The 20,413-nt window shown below is 29.3% G+C and carries 19 protein-coding genes; all 19 read left to right on the plus strand.

Annotated features, from left to right (window positions below; all coding sequences use genetic code 11):
• The first annotated feature begins 397 nt into the window (after positions 1-397).
• Positions 398-1,117, plus strand: a complete 720-nt coding sequence (locus LEBU_RS03395) for a YjjG family noncanonical pyrimidine nucleotidase (protein WP_015768929.1) — start codon at positions 398-400, stop codon at positions 1,115-1,117.
• A 222-nt stretch (positions 1,118-1,339) separates the two neighbouring features.
• A complete protein-coding gene (locus tag LEBU_RS03400) occupies positions 1,340-3,655 on the plus strand; it encodes a patatin-like phospholipase family protein (protein WP_015768930.1) in 2,316 nt (771 codons plus the stop codon).
• Between the two features lie 109 nt (positions 3,656-3,764).
• Entirely contained in the window at positions 3,765-4,130 is a 366-nt protein-coding gene (locus tag LEBU_RS03405; protein WP_015768931.1) for a Rid family detoxifying hydrolase, read from the plus strand.
• 299 nt (positions 4,131-4,429) lie between these two features.
• A complete protein-coding gene (gene cls, locus LEBU_RS03410) occupies positions 4,430-6,043 on the plus strand; it encodes a cardiolipin synthase (RefSeq protein WP_015768932.1) in 1,614 nt (537 codons plus the stop codon).
• A gap of 29 nt (positions 6,044-6,072) precedes the next feature.
• Complete coding sequence (gene truB / locus LEBU_RS03415) at positions 6,073-7,140, plus strand: tRNA pseudouridine(55) synthase TruB (RefSeq protein ID WP_015768933.1); 1,068 nt, start codon at positions 6,073-6,075, stop codon at positions 7,138-7,140.
• Positions 7,141-7,171: 31 nt separating this feature from the next.
• Complete coding sequence (locus tag LEBU_RS03420; protein ID WP_015768934.1) at positions 7,172-8,758, plus strand: hypothetical protein; 1,587 nt, start codon at positions 7,172-7,174, stop codon at positions 8,756-8,758.
• 111 nt (positions 8,759-8,869) lie between these two features.
• Complete coding sequence (gene ruvC, locus LEBU_RS03425) at positions 8,870-9,439, plus strand: crossover junction endodeoxyribonuclease RuvC (protein ID WP_015768935.1); 570 nt, start codon at positions 8,870-8,872, stop codon at positions 9,437-9,439.
• Between the two features lie 85 nt (positions 9,440-9,524).
• On the plus strand, positions 9,525-9,986 hold the full coding sequence (locus LEBU_RS03430) for a tRNA (cytidine(34)-2'-O)-methyltransferase (protein ID WP_041760802.1): 462 nt from the start codon (positions 9,525-9,527) through the stop codon (positions 9,984-9,986).
• Between the two features lie 23 nt (positions 9,987-10,009).
• Positions 10,010-10,879 (plus strand): thymidylate synthase, encoded by an 870-nt coding sequence (gene thyA / locus LEBU_RS03435; RefSeq protein ID WP_015768937.1) that lies wholly within the window; start codon positions 10,010-10,012, stop codon positions 10,877-10,879.
• 24 nt (positions 10,880-10,903) lie between these two features.
• On the plus strand, positions 10,904-11,425 hold the full coding sequence (locus tag LEBU_RS03440; protein ID WP_015768938.1) for a dihydrofolate reductase: 522 nt from the start codon (positions 10,904-10,906) through the stop codon (positions 11,423-11,425).
• Between the two features lie 30 nt (positions 11,426-11,455).
• The gene (locus LEBU_RS03445) at positions 11,456-12,010 is read left to right on the plus strand and encodes a TetR/AcrR family transcriptional regulator (protein WP_015768939.1); all 555 of its coding nucleotides are present in this window, start codon (positions 11,456-11,458) and stop codon (positions 12,008-12,010) included.
• Positions 12,011-12,044: 34 nt separating this feature from the next.
• Complete coding sequence (locus LEBU_RS03450; protein ID WP_015768940.1) at positions 12,045-12,719, plus strand: lysophospholipid acyltransferase family protein; 675 nt, start codon at positions 12,045-12,047, stop codon at positions 12,717-12,719.
• Between the two features lie 66 nt (positions 12,720-12,785).
• Positions 12,786-14,687: a methionine--tRNA ligase gene (gene metG / locus LEBU_RS03455; RefSeq protein ID WP_015768941.1), complete on the plus strand. Its 1,902-nt coding sequence runs from the start codon at positions 12,786-12,788 to the stop codon at positions 14,685-14,687.
• A 73-nt stretch (positions 14,688-14,760) separates the two neighbouring features.
• A complete protein-coding gene (locus LEBU_RS03460) occupies positions 14,761-16,146 on the plus strand; it encodes an SEL1-like repeat protein (RefSeq protein ID WP_015768942.1) in 1,386 nt (461 codons plus the stop codon).
• Between the two features lie 146 nt (positions 16,147-16,292).
• Entirely contained in the window at positions 16,293-16,790 is a 498-nt protein-coding gene (locus LEBU_RS03465) for a TlpA family protein disulfide reductase (protein ID WP_015768943.1), read from the plus strand.
• Between the two features lie 111 nt (positions 16,791-16,901).
• Entirely contained in the window at positions 16,902-17,165 is a 264-nt protein-coding gene (gene rpsO, locus LEBU_RS03470) for a 30S ribosomal protein S15 (RefSeq protein WP_015768944.1), read from the plus strand.
• A 71-nt stretch (positions 17,166-17,236) separates the two neighbouring features.
• Complete coding sequence (locus LEBU_RS03475) at positions 17,237-18,100, plus strand: lysophospholipid acyltransferase family protein (protein ID WP_015768945.1); 864 nt, start codon at positions 17,237-17,239, stop codon at positions 18,098-18,100.
• An 88-nt stretch (positions 18,101-18,188) separates the two neighbouring features.
• Positions 18,189-18,590 carry a hypothetical protein gene (locus tag LEBU_RS03480; RefSeq protein ID WP_015768946.1) on the plus strand — a complete coding sequence of 134 codons (402 nt, stop codon included), beginning with the start codon at positions 18,189-18,191 and terminating at the stop codon, positions 18,588-18,590.
• A gap of 12 nt (positions 18,591-18,602) precedes the next feature.
• Complete coding sequence (rny, locus tag LEBU_RS03485) at positions 18,603-20,177, plus strand: ribonuclease Y (protein ID WP_015768947.1); 1,575 nt, start codon at positions 18,603-18,605, stop codon at positions 20,175-20,177.
• The last annotated feature ends 236 nt before the right edge of the window (positions 20,178-20,413 follow it).

Below are 20,413 nucleotides of genomic sequence, written 5' to 3' on the forward strand. Positions count from 1 at the left end.
TCCTATTTTTTGTATTAAAAAGTGAATTTTAAAATTATTTATAAATTATATTGAATTTAATTAGAATAATAATTATAATTCTTTGTATTTTATTTAAAATAATTTTGTTATAAAATAGTTTATTTAAATTCACACGAAACACTATTATATCAGAAATAGCTTGAAATAAGCAAGTACTTTATTTAAAATAATTTTCTTTTTAATTTTATTTAATAATCTTAAAGGAATTTTATTATAAATTAGTTGTATCTTTTAATTAATACAAAAATGGTGTTATTATAAAAATAAAAAAAATATTTAAAATTAAGTTTTTTCTTAAATTATGATATAATTATATCATTAGTTTAAGTTCGTAAATGAATCAAAAAAATCGGAATTTATAAAGTGGAGTAGAAAAATGAATTATAAACTTGTATTAATAGATTTGGATGATACGCTTTTTGATTATCCAAAGGCGGAAAATTCAGCATTTAGGAGTACATTTGAAGAGATGGAATTTTTTAAGGAAAATAGATTTTTGAAAAATCAAAATAGTGAAGAATTTTATACAGAAATTAAAAGGGAATATGAAAAAATAAATTCACAGTTGTGGAAGGACTTGGAAAAGGGAATAGTAAACAAGGAAGAATTAAAAGTTATAAGATTTGAGAAAATTATTAAAAAATTTAAGCTGGAATATGATTCTCAGAAAATGAGTGAAGTTTATTTGAAAAAGCTGGGAGAAGGAATTTTTCCATTTAAATCGACTGAAAAATTATGTAAATATCTACATTCAAAATACAAAATTGGAATTGTAACAAATGGAATAAAAGAAGTTCAGTATTCTCGGATAAAAAATTCATCAATATCAAATTATATTGATAAAATCATTATTTCAGATGAAGTTGGAGTGAATAAGCCTGATAAAAAAATATTTGAATATGCAATGAATTATTTTGAAATATCAGATAAAAAAACAGTTATAATGATAGGTGATTCTCTAGAAGCTGATATAAAAGGCGGACAAAATGCTGGGATTGATACTTGCTGGGTAAATTTGAGAAATAATGTGAATGATACAGGGATTGTTCCAAAGTATGAAGTAAATAAATTGGAAAAATTATTTGAAATATTATAATTTACTCAAAACTTTAGTGAATTTATAAGAGAAAAAAATTTTTCTTATAGTAAAATGACTAGAGAGTCAATTATTTAAAAAATTAAAAAAATAAATAAAAAAGTAATTATTAAACCAAACAATCTAATACAAAATTAAAAAAGGGAACTGCATTAATGATTATAGATAAATTTTTATAAATTAAATTTAATAAAAAATCAATAAAAGAGGAGGATGACATAAATGACTGAAAAAAGAAAAAATTTTTTGTTTTTAATTATTTTTCTTTTGGTAAATAGTTTTGGGATTTCTGAAAATTTAAAAGATGAAAATTATTTTGTGCTAAAAAAAGATGAACAAAATTTGCAGGAAAGCAAAAAAGACAGCAAAAAGGAAGTTTTGGAAAATGAGCCTAAAATAGAATCGGATAGGGATATTTTAAATAAAGAAAAAAAATTAGAAAATAAAAAAGAGATAACTTCTCAGGAGAATAAGAGAATTGGGCTGGTACTTAGTGGAGGAACAGCGAAAGGACTTGCTCATATTGGGATATTAAAGGTGCTGGATGAAGAGAAGGTGCCCATAGAATATGCAACTGGAACGAGTATGGGAAGCATTATTGCGGGAATGTATAGCGTCGGATATACTCCGCAGGAAATTGAGGAAATTGCAATTAGCATGGATTGGATGGGACTTTTTAGCGATAAAATCGAGAGAAAGGACAAGGGAGCTATAAGAAATTCAATTGAAGATAGGAATAGTACGGCAATTCCAATGAAAAACTTTATGCCGAAATTGCCTAGCGGAGTCGTTGGAGGAAAAACTGCTAGTCAAAGGCTAAATGAAATTTTTTATGGAGCAATTGGAATACAGGATTTTAGAAAGTTTCCGAGAAAGTTTGCAGCAGTTGCTACTGATTTGGAATCTGGAGAAGGTGTTATGATTGATAAAGGCTCGATTGCAACGGCAATTAGAGAAAGTTTGTCATTGCCATCAATTTTTGCACCGATTCGGGATGGAAAAAGGCTTTACATTGACGGGGGAGTTACACGGAATTTGCCTGTGCAGGATGTGAAAGTGCTTGGAGCAGATTATACAATTGGAGTGAATGTAGGAGACGGATTTACAAAAAGAGATGAGAATAAAATGAATTTGGTTGACGTAATTACAGATTCGACAACAATTGCTGGAAGGCAGGAAGTGGAGCGTCAAATTCGTATGCTTGACTTATATATGAAACCAGATTTGGAAAAATTTGAGTCTTATGATTTTTCAAAGGTAAAGGAGCTTATTGAGGCGGGAGAGAAAATCGCAAGGGAAAATATAGATGAAATCAGAAAATTATCAAATCCTGAACTTTTTGAAAAACTGGAGGAAAAACGGAAAGAGTTTAGGCGTACTTGGAGCGATGAGTACAATATTACAGGAATTGTGATAGAAGGCAACCAAAAATATAAAAAAGCGTATTTTGATAAATTTTTGCCTAAAAAACTTGGTGTTTTAAGCAGGCTGGATATGGAAAAAATTGTTAATAATATTTATCAGAACGGTGATTTTACAACGGTGTATTACGAAGTGAAGGACAATGATTTAGTAATAAATGTGCAGGAAAAACCAAGTGATTATCTGACACTTTCAGGAAATATAAATAATGAAGACTTGGCAACAGTAAATGTTGGTTTTCAGGGAAGTAAAATTATAAATAATACAAATGTAAGATATTCAGTAACTGGAACGTTTGCAAATGAATACGGGGCAAGAGGTAAGGCTACCGCTGAACTTGGAAAAGATTCAAAAGCCTTGATTTACAGCGAATTTGAATACAAACGTGATATTATAAAAAATCAGAAATACAATAACGGATATTTCAACTTTGAAAACAGAAAATTCAAAATTGGAGCAGGAATTGGATTTGAAATGTATAAAAATCTGTTATTCTCAATTGGTGGAGGCTATCAGATTTCAGATGTGACAAAACATCAGAATAATGCTGAAAATGTAAGAAAAACCTTTCCATATTATGAAGCTAAGCTAAATTATGATACAAGAGACAGCCTTAATTTTGCAACAAAAGGTATTTACTTTTTCTCAAATTATACTTTAGCAAACTCAAAAGAGGCTAAATTTAACTCATTAAATGCAGGTGGAGAAATTAATATTCCGATTGGAGAAAAAATAACAATTACTCCAAGAGTATCTTATTTGACAACAGACGGAAGCGATATTCCGGAAACTTACAGGCCCAAAATGGGAGGAATACGGACAGCTGACAATTCATTAGAATTTGCTGGAATGCCAGCAGATAAAATTCGTGGAAACAGTATCTTTATTGGAAGCCTGAAAGCTCAATATAATGTTTCAAAACTTGTATATTTAGATACAACTTACTCAAGGGCAAACATTTCTCAAAAAGCCTACAGCTTCGGAACTGAAGAAAAGGAAAGCTATAAATTTGGGCTTGGAGTGAAAGCCTTGTCAATTCCACTTTACTTTGGATTTGCAAAAGTTCCGGGAGAAAGCTGGAGATACATTATAAACTTTGGATATTCGCCAGAATAATAATTTTGGGAATAGTAAGCAAAGTGAAAGAAAAATCTTTTTGATATTGAAAAAATATGATAGAATAAAATTGTAAAATTTAAAAAATACGAAAAATTAGGAGGAAGAAATGAAAAAAATACCAGAAGCAGTTGGACCATATTCAGCCTTTAGAAAAGCAGGCGACTTTTTGTATATCTCAGGACAAATCGCAATAAATCCTGAAAATCAGCAAATTGAAGCTGTTACAGTAGAAGAGCAGGCAAGACAAGTTCTTGAAAATTTAAAGGCAATTTTGGAAAACAATGGATTAACAACAAAAAATGTAATAAAAACAACAGTTCTGCTTGACAACATCAACGACTTTGTGGCAGTAAACGGCATTTATGCAGAATATTTTACTGAGCCGTATCCAGCAAGATCGGCTTTTGCGGTGGATAAATTACCAAAAGGAGTTTTGGTGGAAATTGAAGCGATAGCTTATTTTGGAGAATAATTTTTAAATGAAATAGATGACTTTGGGGAAACTTGAAGTTATCTTTTTTTTATTTTTATTTGAAAGGAAAGTGTAGTATTAGGACAGAAAAAATATATAAAAAAGTTGGTTGTTTTCCCAATCTTGAGACACGTTTGAAATATTAATGTCAAATAACACAAATTTCCTAAAATTTTTTAATTCAAATAAAAACAGAATGATTGAAAATCTTTGATAAAAATGATAAAATTATAAGGAATAGTATTAAATTTAAGAGAGTTATTAATTTAATAAAATTGAAAAATAACGAAAGGAAAAATATGATACATGAACTAATTGTAATTTTGTCCACATGGATAATTCCGATTGAGAGGATACATTACTTGTTAATTGCTATTTTACTGGTTTCAGTGTTGTTGTCGGATAAATCGCCGAATGCGATGCTTGCCTGGATTTTTACGATTTTTACGTTTCCGCTTGGTGGGGCGGTTTTGTATCTTTTGTTTGGAATAAACTGGAGAAGAAATAAGATAATTTCTAAAAAAATGGCTGGTGAGGGTCAAAAATTATATTCAAGAATTTTTAATTTTATGCAAAGAGATGTATCGGATATTTTCAGGTCAAAAGACTTTTTTTATTATAATAATTTAGAAAACGTGGATGACATTGAAAAAAATAAAATGAGTGAAAATGAAAAAAAGGAAAAAATTCGGCAACAAATTAACACAATGATAAAAAATATTAAGCTGGACAATCAAGAAAGCGAAATTGTAAAAATGCTGTATGAAGCGGAAGGTACATTTTTAACTAACAACAATTCTTATAAACTATTTTTTAATGGAAAGGAAGCCTTTGATTCAATTCTGGAAGATATAAAAAATGCTAAAAGGACAATTTATATGGAATATTTTATCTGGAAAGCTGATGAACTGGGAGAAAAAATTAAAAATGCGCTTGTGGAAAAAGCCAGGGAAGGTGTGAAGATAAGATTATTATTTGACGGTGTAGGGACTTGGAAATTGCCTAAAGAATATAAGAAGGAACTTAGAAATGCAGGAATTGAGACAAGATGGTTTCTGGATGTTAAATTTTTTATGTCAAAGATGAATTATCGGAATCATAGGAAAATTGCCTTATTTGACAATCAGATAGTGCACACTGGCGGTATGAATGTGGGACAGGAGTACATTGATGGCGGAAAAAGATTTGAAAGCTGGAGAGACACAAATATTCGGATTACTGGAGAAATAATCGGACAATATCTTGCGATTTTTGTTACGGACTGGCTAAATAGCGGCGGAAAAGATGATTTTATTGAAGATATAAAAAAGGAAGCAGTTCACGAGCTGGAAGTTCAAAAGCCGATAGACAAGCAGGAAAAACTGAAATATTTAATGCAAGTCTCTTCAAGTGGTCCAGATACAGAATGGACAACTTTAAAGTATCTGTATTCTAAAATGATTGCAACTGCAAAAAATGAAGTATTAATTCAAAGTCCATATTTTGTGCCAGATAGTGCTCTAGTTTCTCAATTAAAAATGGCAGCTCTTTCAGGAGTTAAAATTAAAATAATGGTAACGGGTGTGCCAGATAAGAAAATGCCATACTGGATAGCGGAAACTTACTTTGCGGAACTGATTGAGGCGGGAATAGAGATTTTTCGATACAAAGCTGGATTTTTACATAGCAAGGATATTATTGTAGATGAAAAAATATCGACTGTAGGAACTTGTAATTTTGATATGCGTAGCTTTGAAATAAATTATGAAGTGAACGCCGTATTTTTTAACGAAGAAATTAGCAAGGATTTGAAAAAGCAATTTATAGAGGATTTAGGAGTATGCGAAAAATTTGATGAAGTTAGATTAAAAAAGGTTACATTTAGAAAAAGACTGAGAAATTCTATATTTAAACTGATTTCACCAATAATGTAAATTATAAGGAGTAAAGGAAGTGAAGTAGGATGGAAAGAAATTTTACAAAAGATGGAATTATTCTTTTAAATAAGAGCAAAGGAATAAGTTCATTTAAAGCAATAGATGAGCTAAAAAGAAAAATAAAGGCTAAAAAAGCTGGACATGCAGGAACTCTTGATCCAATGGCAGAAGGTCTAATGGTCGTTATGATTAATGATGCTACAAAATTTTCAGGCGATTTAATGAAAAAGGACAAAGAATATTACGTAGAAATGGAACTTGGCTATAAAACTGACACTTATGATTCAGAAGGAAAAGTTATAGAGGAATACAAGTCTGAAATCGAACTAAGTGATTCCCAAATAATAAGAACAATACATAGTTTTAAAGGAAGAATAAAACAAGTTCCACCAATGTATTCTGCAATAAAAGTTGAAGGACAGAAACTTTACGATTTGGCAAGAAAAGGTATCGAAATTGAAAGAATGCCAAGAGATGTGGAAATAATGAATATTTATAAAATCAAAATTCATAGACCTAAAGAAAATTCTTCAAGAATAAAAATTTCCTTTTACGCCCACGTAAGCAGCGGTACGTATATTCGTTCATTAGTTCACGATATTGGAGAGAAATTAAAAGTTTTTGCCACGATGACAAAACTTGTAAGAACTAAAATTGGAAGATTAAGTATTGAAGATGCAGTTTCGCTGGAAGAAGTTCAAAGTGAAATTGGGAAATTGAAGGAACTTGTGGAAGAAAAGAGAGAGAATGAATCTTTCTGGGCTACAAAAAGTGATGCTGCGATAAGAGCTGAAAAAATTCGAGAGATAGTCTGTTTTGTGGAAATAGAATATATCTTGGATTATTATGGGATAAATGTTTCCAATGAAAAATATGGAAAGCTGAAAAATGGAATGACTGTTATAGATACATTTAAAAAGTTTGAAAACATAGGTAAGGACATTAAAAGACAGGAACATATTAGAGAAAATCAGAAGTTTAAAATTTATGTGAGAAACAGGGATACCCAGAAAAGAGAATTTAAAGGGATTGTAAAAATCGTAAGTATTCGGGGAAACAGGATTTATTTAAAGAGGGATAAATATTTTTTGTAATTTTGGGACTGAAAAGTGGTGATATTGATATATGAAAAAATCAAATAAATATGTATTTGATATTGAAGTTTTTCCCAATTATTTTTGTATCGTGTTAAAGAAATTAAATGACAGTAAAATTTTAATTATTGATTCAGATAATTTTAACCGTCAAAAGAAGCTCCTTTATGACATAATTTCTAAAAATGTACTAATTTCATATGCAGGACGTGGATTTGACGATATTGTCATTAATAATCTTCTAAAATACAGAAATTCAAATGTAAATAGGAAAAAATTAAACAGCGAATTAAAATTAATAAGGAATATGCCAAAAGATGAGTATAAAAATGAAAACCATGAATTTTACTCATACGATTTGGCTTATGAATATAATCTAAACCTTGGTGTAAAGGGATTTGAGTTTAACTGTGGAGATAATATTGAAGAACAGGATTTTGCGAACTTTAATTATGTGATTAAAAAAAATATATACGATGAAATTGTGGATAAAGTAATTGACTATTGTATGCAGGATGTGTTGGCAACAGAAAAGATGTATAACTTGATAATTTCAAATAAAAGTAACTGGGATGAAAAGGAAAATCTTCTAAATATAATCACAGAAGGAAAATACAGTAATGGTATGAAGCTGAAAAAAAAAATAAAGTATTTAAATTATAATAATGATAAATTAGTAACATTGCTCTTAAATAATGAAATCCCAGTTTCAAGTCAATCTAAATCTAGCTATTCTAATGGCAGTATAGAATTAGGTGATTACAATAATCAGCTTCAAAGTAAAGTATATAAATTGTCAATAAAAAAGGATTATCTGTATGACTGGCTAATAAATAGCAGAGCCTTTTGGGGAAAAGACAAAAAAATAATAGAAGAAATACCAAAGGAACTCCTTTTGAAATCTACATTTGCAAAAGAATTTTTAAATCGATACCGTATAAATATAGTAAGATATTTAAAAAAAGTTTTTGCCAGAGAAAATATAGAAATAGTTGCAGTCGCAGGAAATGATATTTTTATAACTAACGTAAATGATAGAATTTTAAATAAAATAAGAAAAAAAATAAATGAACAATATAAAAATATTTTTAACTTAAAAGATATAAATAATTTTTTAAAAAATAAAAATTCAATTTTATATAAAACAAATGATGAAACTGTGGGAACAAATGAATATTACTACAATGACCTTGTTATGCCAAAAAATCCTGCTTGGATAGCCGAAGTGCTAAAAATGTATTTTTGGGAAAAAAAGGATGTGGAGACTTCCGTTAAGGAAATTTTTGATGAAAATCCGAATATATTCTTTATGTATGCTTCTGTTTATGAAGATATTTATGCTTGTGATGAAAATGGGAAAATACTTTTTGAAAGTAAGGATGTATTAGATAAATTTAGAAAATATAGATTATATTTTTCAAAAACAGGCTTGCACAAAGTAGTTATTCAGAAGCAGGAAAAATATTATGAAAAATTTGGTTTTGGAGATATTAACAGCAATTTGTACAAAGTTAAGAAAGTTGAAACAAACGTGGAAAAATTTAAAGATTATGAGGATATTGATTTAGAAAGCTATATAGATTTTGCTAAAAGCTATATAGAAAAAAATTTAATATGACTTATGGAAAAAAGACAGTAGGTGTGATATAATAAAAAACACAGATAAAATAAATGAAGTAAAATAAATTTTATTATAATTTTAAAGGAGTTTAAGTACGTAAGGAGAAATATGAGAATTTTGGGAATAGATCCTGGTACGGCAATCGTAGGGTATGCTGTTGTAGATTATGAAAATGGGAAATATAAGCCGCTTGATTATGGTTGTATTTTTACGGATAAAGATGAAGATATGCCAGTTAGGCTTGAAAAAATTTATGATGGCATAGAAAATATCATACAACTTTGGAAACCAGTGGATATGGCGATTGAAGATCTATTTTTCTTCAAAAATCAGAAAACAGTAATAAAAGTTGGACAGGCTCGTGGAGTAATAACTTTGGCAGGTCAAAAAAACAAGCTAAATTTATATAGCTATACTCCACTTCAAGTAAAAATGGGAATTGCAAGTTATGGAAGAGCTGATAAGAAGCAAATTCAGGAAATGGTAAAATTAATGCTGAAATTAGATGAAATTCCGAAGCCTGATGATGCTGCAGATGCCCTTGCCATCGCAATTACTCATATTAATTCCAAAATAGGATTTGGTGGATTTGAGAGGGGAGACAATATTACGAAAAAATTAAGTAAAATTACTTCCAACAGAATAAAATTGGAAGATTATAAAAAATTAATGAAATAAATTTTGTATGAAAAATTTTTAGAAAATCGGGAAATTTAAAAGTTTAAAAAATTGAAAATTAGAAATAGAAAGAATGGTAAATAAGATGAACATAGTTTTATTAAATCCAGAAATTCACGTAAACACAGGAAATATCGGAAGAACCTGTGTTTTAACAAACACAAAGTTACATTTAATAAAACCTCTCGGATTTGAGCTGGATGACAAAAAAATCAGACGTGCAGGATTGGACTACTGGAAAGATGTAAAACTTTTTGTATGGGAAAACTGGGAACACTTCTGGCGAGAAAACATTGAAAACGGTAATGCAAAAATCTATTTTGCAACAACAAAAACAAAACAAAGGTACACAGATGTGAAATTTAATGATAACGATTATATAATGTTTGGGCCTGAATCACGTGGAATACCTGAAGAAATATTAAATAGATACAAGGAAAGCAACATCACGATTCCAATGCTTCCACTTGGACGTTCGCTAAATTTGTCCAACGCTGTGGCGATTGTGCTGTTTGAGGCTTTGAGGCAGAATAATTTTGAATATTAATTTAAATAAATTTAGGAGAGAAAATGAAACAATATCTGGATATGGTTAAGTATGTACTTGACAATGGAGTAAAAAAAGAAAATAGGACAGGAGTTGATACAATTTCTACTTTTGCTTATTCGTATAAAGTTGACTTGAGTGAAGGTTATCCGCTTTTGACAACGAAAAAAATGTATTTTAATTCGATGCTGCACGAGCTGTTTTGGTATTTGTCAGGAGAAGAGCATATTAAAAATTTAAGAAAAAAAACAAAAATATGGGATGCTTGGGCAGATGAGGAAGGAAGGCTCCAAACGGCTTATGGAAGATTTTGGAGAAGATATCCTGTACCTGAAATTTCGTTAGATGGAGAAGTTTTTGCTGATGAAGACAATCCTTGGGTGACTAGAGAAGAAAATGGACAGCTTGTATTTGACCAGATTCAGTATATTATTGATACTTTGAAAGAGATGAAAACAAATCCTAATCACAAAAACGGAAGAAGAATGATAGTTTTGGCTTGGAATCCTGGAAATGCAACAATCAGTAAATTGCCGCCATGCCATTATACTTTTGCATTTAATGTGCTTGGAAATAAACTTAACTGTCATTTGACTCAAAGAAGCGGAGATATTGCACTTGGAATACCGTTTAATCTGGCTTGCTATTCATTGCTTACAATGATGATTGCAAAAGAATGTGGATATGAAGTCGGAGAGTTTGCTCACACAATAATTGATGCTCATATTTATGAAAATCATATTGAAGGGTTAAAGGAGCAATTGACAAGAGAGCCATTAAAACTTGCAAAAATTAAGATTGTAGACAAGCCGTTTAATGAACTTACATTTGAAGATATTATGCTGGAGGATTATGAAAGTCATCCGGTTATTAAATTTGAAGTTGCGGTTTAAAAATTAAAAAAGTAAGGAGCTTTGATGTTTAGTTTAATAGTTGCCGTTGGGGAAAATAATGAAATTGGAAAAAATAATCAACTTCTTTGGCATATTCCTGAGGATTTGAAAAATTTTAAGAAGATAACTATGGGAAAGACAGTCATAATGGGGAAAAATACCTATAAAAGCATAGGAAAACCTTTGCCAAACAGAAAAAATATTGTGCTTTCAAGGAATCCGTTAGAAATAGAAGAAAAAATAAAAGAAGATAGAAAAAAATATGAAAATGAAAATACAAAATTAGAACTTTGTGATAATTTGCAAAAAATTATTGATAAATATAAAAATTCTGAAGAAGAAATTTTTATTATTGGTGGAGGAGAGATTTATAAAAAAGCTTTTGAAATGAAAATTGTAAAAAGAATTTATATGAGCCACGTTAATTTTTCTGATAAAAATGCAGATACTTATTTTCCAAAAATTGATTTAAAAAAATGGGTAGTTATAACAAAAGAAAATTATGATGGCTGGAGATTTTGTATTTATGAAAAAATTAGTGGATAAAACAGATGAAAATCTGAAAAGGAGAAAAAGATGCCTAAGCTTAAGTTTACAAAAGAAGTGGTGGTTGAAGCTGGATATGAGTTAATGAAAAAAGAAGGTTTTCAAAATGTAAGTGTCAGGAAAATAGCCAATTATCTGAAATGTTCTACAGCGCCAATTTATTTTAATTTTAAAACAGTAGATGAATTAAAGGAAGAAATCATAAATATGTGCAAAGAAAAATTAAAAAAATACTTGTATGGAAATTATTCTGAACGAAAAATATTAAGTGGCGCAATTGGTTTTGTAATATTTGCACGTGAAGAAAAAGAACTTTTCCGGACGATTTTTCTGGATACAACAGAAAGATTTGAAAAACTTTATGAAGAAACTCTTAATGCACTTTTGACAAAGGAAAATTTATTGGAAAGTTTTCCAGCATTAGAAGAAGAAGAAGCTAAAAAAGCTGTAAATAAAATATGGTATTTTCTATTTGGATATGCAACTATGCTTTGTACAAGGATTGACGGTAATTATAGAAAAAATGAAACAAATGAAGTAATAGAACATAAAATAACAGAAATAGTGAATTATTTTAAAATATAAATTTTAAAATATTGGAAAAATAATGGGAGAAAAGATGAATAAATATAAATTTTTAGGTGGAATTTTGCATTTTATATATAGATTTCTCAGTTTTCTGACACGAAAAGAATATTTTTATGCAGATGGAGTCCAAATGAATAATCCAAATATCATAGTTTTCTGGCATAGAAAAATTTTTACAGTTTGTAATGCTACAAGAATTGTTAAAAAAAAGGCTTCTATGGTAAGTGCTTCAAAAGATGGAGAAATATTATCTGAAGTACTTAGAAGAGAAGGAAATGAACTTATTAGAGGTTCATCCAACAAAGATAATATAAAAAGTTTGAAAGAAGCTATGAAATATGCAAAAAAAAAATATGGTCTAGGAATCGCAATAGATGGTCCAAACGGCCCCATTTTTGAGCCAAAGTCAGGTGCAATTTTTATAGCACAAAGAACAGGAATGCCAATTGTTCCAGTTAGTTCTTATTGTAGTAGAAAATGGATTTTTAAAAAAATGTGGGATAAACTCGAAATACCAATGCCGTTTGCCAAATGTGTTCATTATGTTGCAGAGCCATTTTATTTATCAAAGGAAACTTCTTTGGAAGAATCGACAGAACTAGTAAAAAAAAGAATACATGATGCAGGATACAAAGCATTTGAAATTTATAATAAAAAATATAATAAAGGAAAAAATATCGAATTTAATGAAGAAAATTTTAAATAAATAATAATTTATGAAATCGAGATACGAGTATAAATAAATTATAAAATCAGAAGGAGGAAATAAAATATGTCAAAACCATTTTACATAACAACACCAATTTATTATCCCAACGCGGCACCACACGTCGGAACAGCCTACACAACTATAATCTGTGATGTTGTAGCTAGATACAAAAGATTAGCTGGGGAAGAAGTTGGCTTTATGACTGGAGTCGATGAACATGGACAGAAAATTCAGGAAGCAGCTGAAAAAAATGGATTCACACCACAGCAATGGGTAGATAAAATGTCTCTTAATTTTACAACTTTATGGGGGAAATTAAATATTTCAAATACAGATTTTTTAAGAACGACGCAGGAAAGACATTTGAAAACTGTAAGGGAAATAATAAAAAAAGTGCATGACAAGGGAGATATTTACAGAGGAGAGTATGTTGGTAAATACAGCGTTTCTGAAGAAACTTTTGTTCCTGAAAATCAGCTTGTTGATGGAAAATATATGGGAAAAGAAGTCATTGATGTAAAAGAAACTTCGTATTTTTTTAAATTATCCAAATATGAAAATGCGTTATTGGAACATATTGAAAAAAATCCTGATTTTATAAAGCCTGAAGGAAAGAAAAATGAAGTAATTGCCTTTATAAAGCAAGGACTTCAAGATTTATCAATTTCAAGAACTACATTTGACTGGGGAATACCATTAGAACTTGAAGAAGGACACATAATTTATGTGTGGTTTGATGCTTTGAATATTTATTTAACTGGAGCAGGATTTTCAACTGATACAGAGAAATTTGATAAATTCTGGACAAATGGAACAGTGAATCACGTTGTTGGAAAAGATATTTTGAGATTTCATGCGATTATCTGGCCTGCGATGTTAATGTCGGCTGGAATAAAATTGCCTGACACGATTGCAGCACACGGATGGTGGACTGTGGAAGGTGAAAAAATGTCAAAATCTCTTGGAAATGTTGTTAATCCAGAGGAAGAAGTTGAAAAATACGGTCTTGATGCTTTTAGATATTATCTGATGAGAGAGGCGACTTTTGGGCAGGATGCCGATTATTCTAAAAAAGCAATGGTTCAGAGAATAAATGCCGATTTGGCAAACGATTTGGGAAATCTTTTAAACAGAACGATTGGAATGCAAAAGAAATATTTTAATTCAGAAGTTGTGTTAAATGAAGTTGAAGAAAGTTTTGATATTGAAGTTAAGGAATTATGGAAAATTACGTTGACTGATTTGGATAAACATATAAATAATTATCAATTTTCTGAAGCACTAAAAGACATTTGGAAATTTATTTCAAGAATGAATAAATATATTGATGAATGTGAGCCTTGGAAACTTTCAAAGGATGAGAGCCAGAAGGATAGATTATCGACTGTTATGTACAATTTAGTTGATTCTCTTTATAAAATTGCAGTGCTGATTTCACCGTTTATGCCTGAAACTGCACAAAAAATGATAAATCAATTAGGACTTGACAAAGATGTTGCAAAATTACATATAAGTGATATAAAGGACTGGAAAAGTTATCCTGTTGGAAATAAATTAAATGAGGCAGTTCCGTTGTTCCCAAGAATTGAGCTGGAAGAAGAGCCTAAAAAAGAATACAACGAGAACTTGAAAATCGAAAATCCGATTACGATAGATGATTTTAATAAAATTGAAATAAAAGTCGTTCAAATTGAAAAGGTAGAGAAAATTGAAAATGCGGATAAATTGTTAAAATTCATTGTAAATACAGGGAAAGAGAAGAGACAGATTATTTCTGGGATTGCAAAATGGTATCCAAATGAACAGGAATTAGTTGGGAAAAAAGTACAGGCTGTGCTAAATTTAAATCCAGTTGAGTTAAAAGGTGAACTGTCACAAGGAATGCTTTTAACAACAGTAGAAAAGAAAAAAACAAAATTAGTAGTTGTAAATGATGAAGTAAAAATTGGAGCTACTGTAAAATAAAATTATAAAAAATATTTGAGTAAAAAGACAAAAGTGGGGAGAATTTTTAAAAGATAGGAAATGTGATAAAAGTATGAAAAAATCTATATATATATTATTTGTATTATTACTTTTAGTATCTTGCTCAAAAAATAACAATGGTTATGATGCACTTGAAAAAAGTCTTATTGGGATTTTAGAAAAAAAAGATTACGGATATATAATGAAAAATTTGAATGAATCAGCAAAGGCAGGAAATGAAGATGTTTACGGGCTTGCCTACACTTATTTAGCTGAAAATGGAACAGCGTTTTTTAATGAATATATGAAAAAAAGTAAAGGAATTGCTGAATATTATGAAGCACTTCGATTACAGGAGACAAATGGAGATGAAACTCGAATTTTAGATTTGCTGGAAAGTGCGGCAAAGCAGGGAAACATAAAAGCTTACTATATGATTGGAAATATTTATGAAAATAAATTAGAATTTACAAAAGCTCAGGAATATTTAAAAAAAGGTAGAGATGCTGGAGAGATTTACTCACTTTATTCTTATGAGTACAATAAAAATTTAACGAATTTCTATAAGAAAATTGAAGAATTAAATAAAAAATTAAATGATGGAAATATTTCGACGGAAGAAAAAAAGGAATTGGGGACACTAGTTTTAGAAAAAGTTTCTAATTATGAAAAAGCGTACGATATCTTAAAAGACTTTTTATCAGAAAATTATTCACCAGCACTTTATGCAAAAGCAAAATTGCTAGAAAAGGATGATAAAGAGGAAGAAGCAGTTCAAATTTATAATCAGATATTTTTACAAAATAAGTATTATCTGGCAGCATTCGAGCTGGCTTCAAGACTTGTAAAAAATGAAAAAAACTATGATTTAGCACTAAAAGTGCTGGATGATACAAAATCAGATGAAGTTCTTATTTTAGGATACAAAGGATTTATTTTTGAAAATCTAAAAGATTTTACTAAAGCTGAAGATTTTTATCAAAAAGCCGCAAGTAAAAACGATATTGACTCAATGAATTATTTGGGACGTTTATACGAAACTAAAAAAGAAATGAAAAAGGCTAAGGATATTTATAATAGAGCATATTTGTTAGGGTCAATTTCAGCTGGCTACAAACTTGCCTATATTTTGGAAGATGAAGAAAAGGAAAAAAATCCAGAAAAAACAGAAGACGGCGTAAAACAAAGTAAAGAAGCCAAAAAAATATTAGAAAGATTATCAAATAGTGGCGATGATTATTCAATGGTTGATTTAAGCCTCTATTATCCTGAAACTGACAAAATGGTAAGAATTCTAAATTTAGCAGCAGCAGCAAAATTAAATACAACAGCTTTTTACAATTTAGGAGTTTACTATTATAATCAAAAAAATAAAGATAAATCAAAATTCTATTTTAGAGTTGCAAAAGAAAACGGATATGATATTGGTGAAGTTTTTAATGCATATATTACAGAATAAAAAAATATTAAAATATTTTATTTGTTTTAATATGAAATTCTAATAATAGTAATGTATAATTGTACAGTAAATTATTTAAAAATTAAGTTTTATTCTTTTAATTACGAATTTGATTTAAACAATAAAAATTTAGAAAAGGAGAGAAAATGAAAAAAATAATTTTAATAATGTCATTACTCTTACTATTTGTAGTATCTTGTGGAGCATCCAAAGTATTTAGCGTTGATGTGGAAGGAAAAGGAGAAATTCCAAATTTTGAATTGAAGGATTTGAATGGGAAAAAAACTGAAAGTAAGAAAATATTTCAAAATGGTAAAAAAACATTATTTATCATAGCTGCAGAATGGTGTCCACATTGCAAACAAGAAATGCCTGAAGTGCAAAAATTCTATGATGCAAATAAGGATAAAGTAAATGTTGTTGTAGTATATTCAAATGCTCAGTCTAATTTGGGAAAAGTACAGAGGTATGTAAAGGATAATGGTTATACATTTCCTATATACTATGATGAAGAAGGATATATTACCAGTGGATTTGGTCTTGATGCATTTCCATTTAACTTAAAGATAAATAATAATAAAATTGAAGAAAAACTTGAATTACCAATTGATTTAGAATCATTAACAGCTGCATTTGCAAAATAAAATCTTTACAAATAAAAAAATATGTGTTAGAATAACACTTGAATTTATACTATGAACATAAGTTTGCCGTTATGTTCTTGGTTTAAATAATAAATATCAGGAGGAAATAAAATGGCATTAAAACCAAAAAAAGAAATTGTTGAAGCATTCGGAAAAAATGCTCAAGATACAGGGTCTGCTGAAGTTCAAGTAGCATTACTTACAGACAGAATCAGTCATTTAACAGCTCACTTGAAAGTACATCCTAAAGATGTTCACTCAAGAGTGGGATTATTAAAAATGGTTGGTAAAAGAAGAAGATTATTAAACTATATTAAAAATAGAAATGTTGATGATTACAGATCATTAATTGAAAAATTAGGAATCAGAAAATAGTAAGTAAAAAGAAAAGAGCGTATTTATGTATGCTCTTTTTTTAAAAATTTTAAGGAGTTAGAATAAATAAAATGGGATATAAGACAAGCGAGAAAATATCAGGATTTTTTGTAATTTTATTAAAAAAATTTTTGTCAATTTTTTCTCTTAAAGTTAGATATAAAATTTTTGAAAATCTTGGAGTAATTGTCTATCATCTTATAAAAAAAAGACGGTTGCTTGCGATAGATAATATAAAAAATGCTTTTCCTGAAAAAAATAAAAAGGAAGTTGAGAGAATTGCAAAAGAATCCTATAAAACTATGGGAAAAATGATTATGACTTCGATTTTTCTGGAGGAAATTACAAAGGATGGAAATACTATTGTGGAAAATGAGGAACTTATGAGACAGGCTTGTGAAAATAATGAAAAGGCTGTTTTAATTGTATCACTTCATCTTGGTGGATTTGAAGCTGGAAGTAAAATGAGAGATATTAGAAAATTTTATGCTGTTTTCAGAAATCAGAAAAATAAAAAAATAAATGATTTAATGACAAAATGGCGTGAAAAAGGTGGACTTAATTCATTGCCGCTACATGATAGCGATGCACTGCGAGAAGCAATAAATGAAGAGTCAATTATTGCATTAGCTTCGGATCATTATGGAAAAGATGTAAATGTAACGTTTTTTGGACGTGAAACAACAGGAGTGGCAGGTCCTGTACTGCTTTCAATAAAACATAAAATTCCGATAGTATTGGCCTATGCGGTGTTTGACGGGGATGTAATTCGTGTAAAAAATAAGAAAATTATCGAAATTGAGAAACAGGAAAAATTAAAGGAAACAATGAGATTTAATATGCAAAAAATTTATCATGAATTTGAAGAAATTATTAGAGAATATCCAGAGCAGTATATGTGGCAGCATAAAAGATGGAGAAATAAGAAAAAATAGAGTAGAAAAAGTAAAAATTTATTTTTTCTAACTTGAATATGTGAAAAATTTATGATAAAATTAAATGACGAAGTTTTTGGAGGAAAATATGAAAAAATATTTATGTCTATTTATTTTGTTAATTCTTATGAGCTGTACCAGTTTAACAGCTTCTACTAACAAACCGTCTTATACTGAGACAAATATTATCAGTACCGAGATAATGAAAGTTACAGAAGATTTGAAAAAAGCTGCCAGTTCAAATGAATATGATAAATTAAAAGAAATTTTTTTACCTACATTTAAAAATAATATTATTGTAAAAAAAATGCAAGAATACGATCTTTCAGGATTGACATTTGTTTTTTCTGATGTGAATGTCGTATCGAGAAATAAGGCAAATAGTGTAATGGTAATTAATTTTGCCACGGCAAGTAACTATTATAAAATAACTTGGAAAAAAACGGATGACAATAAATGGAAGATTTCAAATGTAGCTGAAAAAAAATAAGAAGGGAGAAAAATGAGCATATCAATAGCGATTTTGTTGATTGTTATTTTTTCTTTTTTAACTTTTTTTATAGCTTATTTTTTTGGGAGTTCAATTTTTAAGAAAAAATACGGAGACTTGAACGAACTGGAATTAAAAATCGTTGATGCTAAAAGAAGACTTGAAACATCAAAAAAAGAAGTTGAAAGAGAAATTGAATCGTTTAGAAAAGAAGAAACATTAAAAGTAAAAGAAGAATTGTTAAATGAGAAAAAAATAGCAGATGACGAAATAAAGAAAATGAAATCAGAACTTGCTACAAAAGAAGAAAGAATTGCCAAAAAAGAAGAAACATTAGAAACAAAAATGGAACGTTTGGAAGAAAGAGAAGCTAAAAATGAGAAATACCGTGAAAAATTGTTCCGAAGAGAAAAAGAACTGGAAGAAATGATTGCAAATGAAGAAAAAGAGCTAGAAAGAATTTCAGAACTGACACAGGAAGATGCAAGAAAAATCATTTTAACCAAGCTGGAAAATGAACTGGATCATGATAAAGCTGTATTGATAAGAGACTATGAACATAATTTGGACAGGGAGAAAGATAGGATTTCCAAAAGAATTATTTCAACTGCAATTGGAAAAGCAGCTTCAGATTATGTTGTAGATTCTACAATTTCAGTTATTCAGCTGCCAAGTGAAGAAATGAAAGGTAGAATTATTGGACGTGAAGGAAGAAATATAAGAGCCATTGAAGCTGCAACAGGAGTTGATTTAATAATTGACGATACACCTGAAGCGGTTGTACTGTCTTCATTTGATGGTGTAAGAAGAGAAGTAGCCAAAATCGCTCTTGAAAAATTAATTTCAGATGGACGTATTCACCCAACAAAAATAGAAGAAGTCGTAGCAAAGGCACAGCATGAAGTAGATGAAAGTATATTGGATGCAGCAGAACAGGCTATTTTGGAAGTAGGCATTCCGACATTGCCACGTGAAGTTTTAAAAGTATTTGGACGTTTGAAATTTAGAACATCTTTTGGACAAAATATTTTACAGCACTCAATAGAAGTTGCACATATAGCTTCAGCTTTGGCTGCAGAAATTGGTGCAAATGTGGATATAGCCAAAAGAGCGGCATTATTACACGATATAGGAAAAGCTTTTTCACATGAACAGGAAGGTTCTCATGCTTTAAACGGTGGGGAATTTTTAAGAAAATTTTCAAAAGAAAGTGAAATAGTAATAAATGCAGTGGAAGCTCATCATAATGAAGTTGAGCAGTTAAGTATAGAAGCTGTACTAGTACAAGCGGCAGACTCTATTTCAGCATCAAGACCAGGAGCAAGACGTGAAACATTGTCAAATTACTTGAAACGTCTTGAACAATTGGAAGAAATCGCTAATAGCCATGAAGGAATTGAAAGTTCATATGCAATTCAGGCTGGTAGAGAATTAAGATTAATTGTTCATCCAGATAATATTGATGATGACAGAGCTACAATACTAGCTAGAGAAGTAGCAAAAGAAATCGAAGAAAAAATGCAATATCCAGGACAGATAAAAGTTACTGTTATTAGAGAAACTAGAGCTGTGGAATATGCAAAATAATTTTATAAAATAAAAATAAGAGTTTATTTGGATTAAATGTTTTTTCAAAAAGAAAATTTTTTAATCAGTAAACTCTTTTTTCTTTGTTTTATTTCAAAATAATTTTATTATCAAAAAATAAATTAAGAAAAACTATAAAAAAACAATAATATGTAGTATAATAAATATCATAAATAAAAATACAGTAAAATCATTTTAAAACTGAATTCGAAAATTCTATAGTTGTTTTATCCAAA

Origin of the sequence: Leptotrichia buccalis C-1013-b, assembly GCF_000023905.1 — a bacterium.
In the GTDB taxonomy this organism is placed as follows: Bacteria; Fusobacteriota; Fusobacteriia; order Fusobacteriales; family Leptotrichiaceae; genus Leptotrichia; species Leptotrichia buccalis.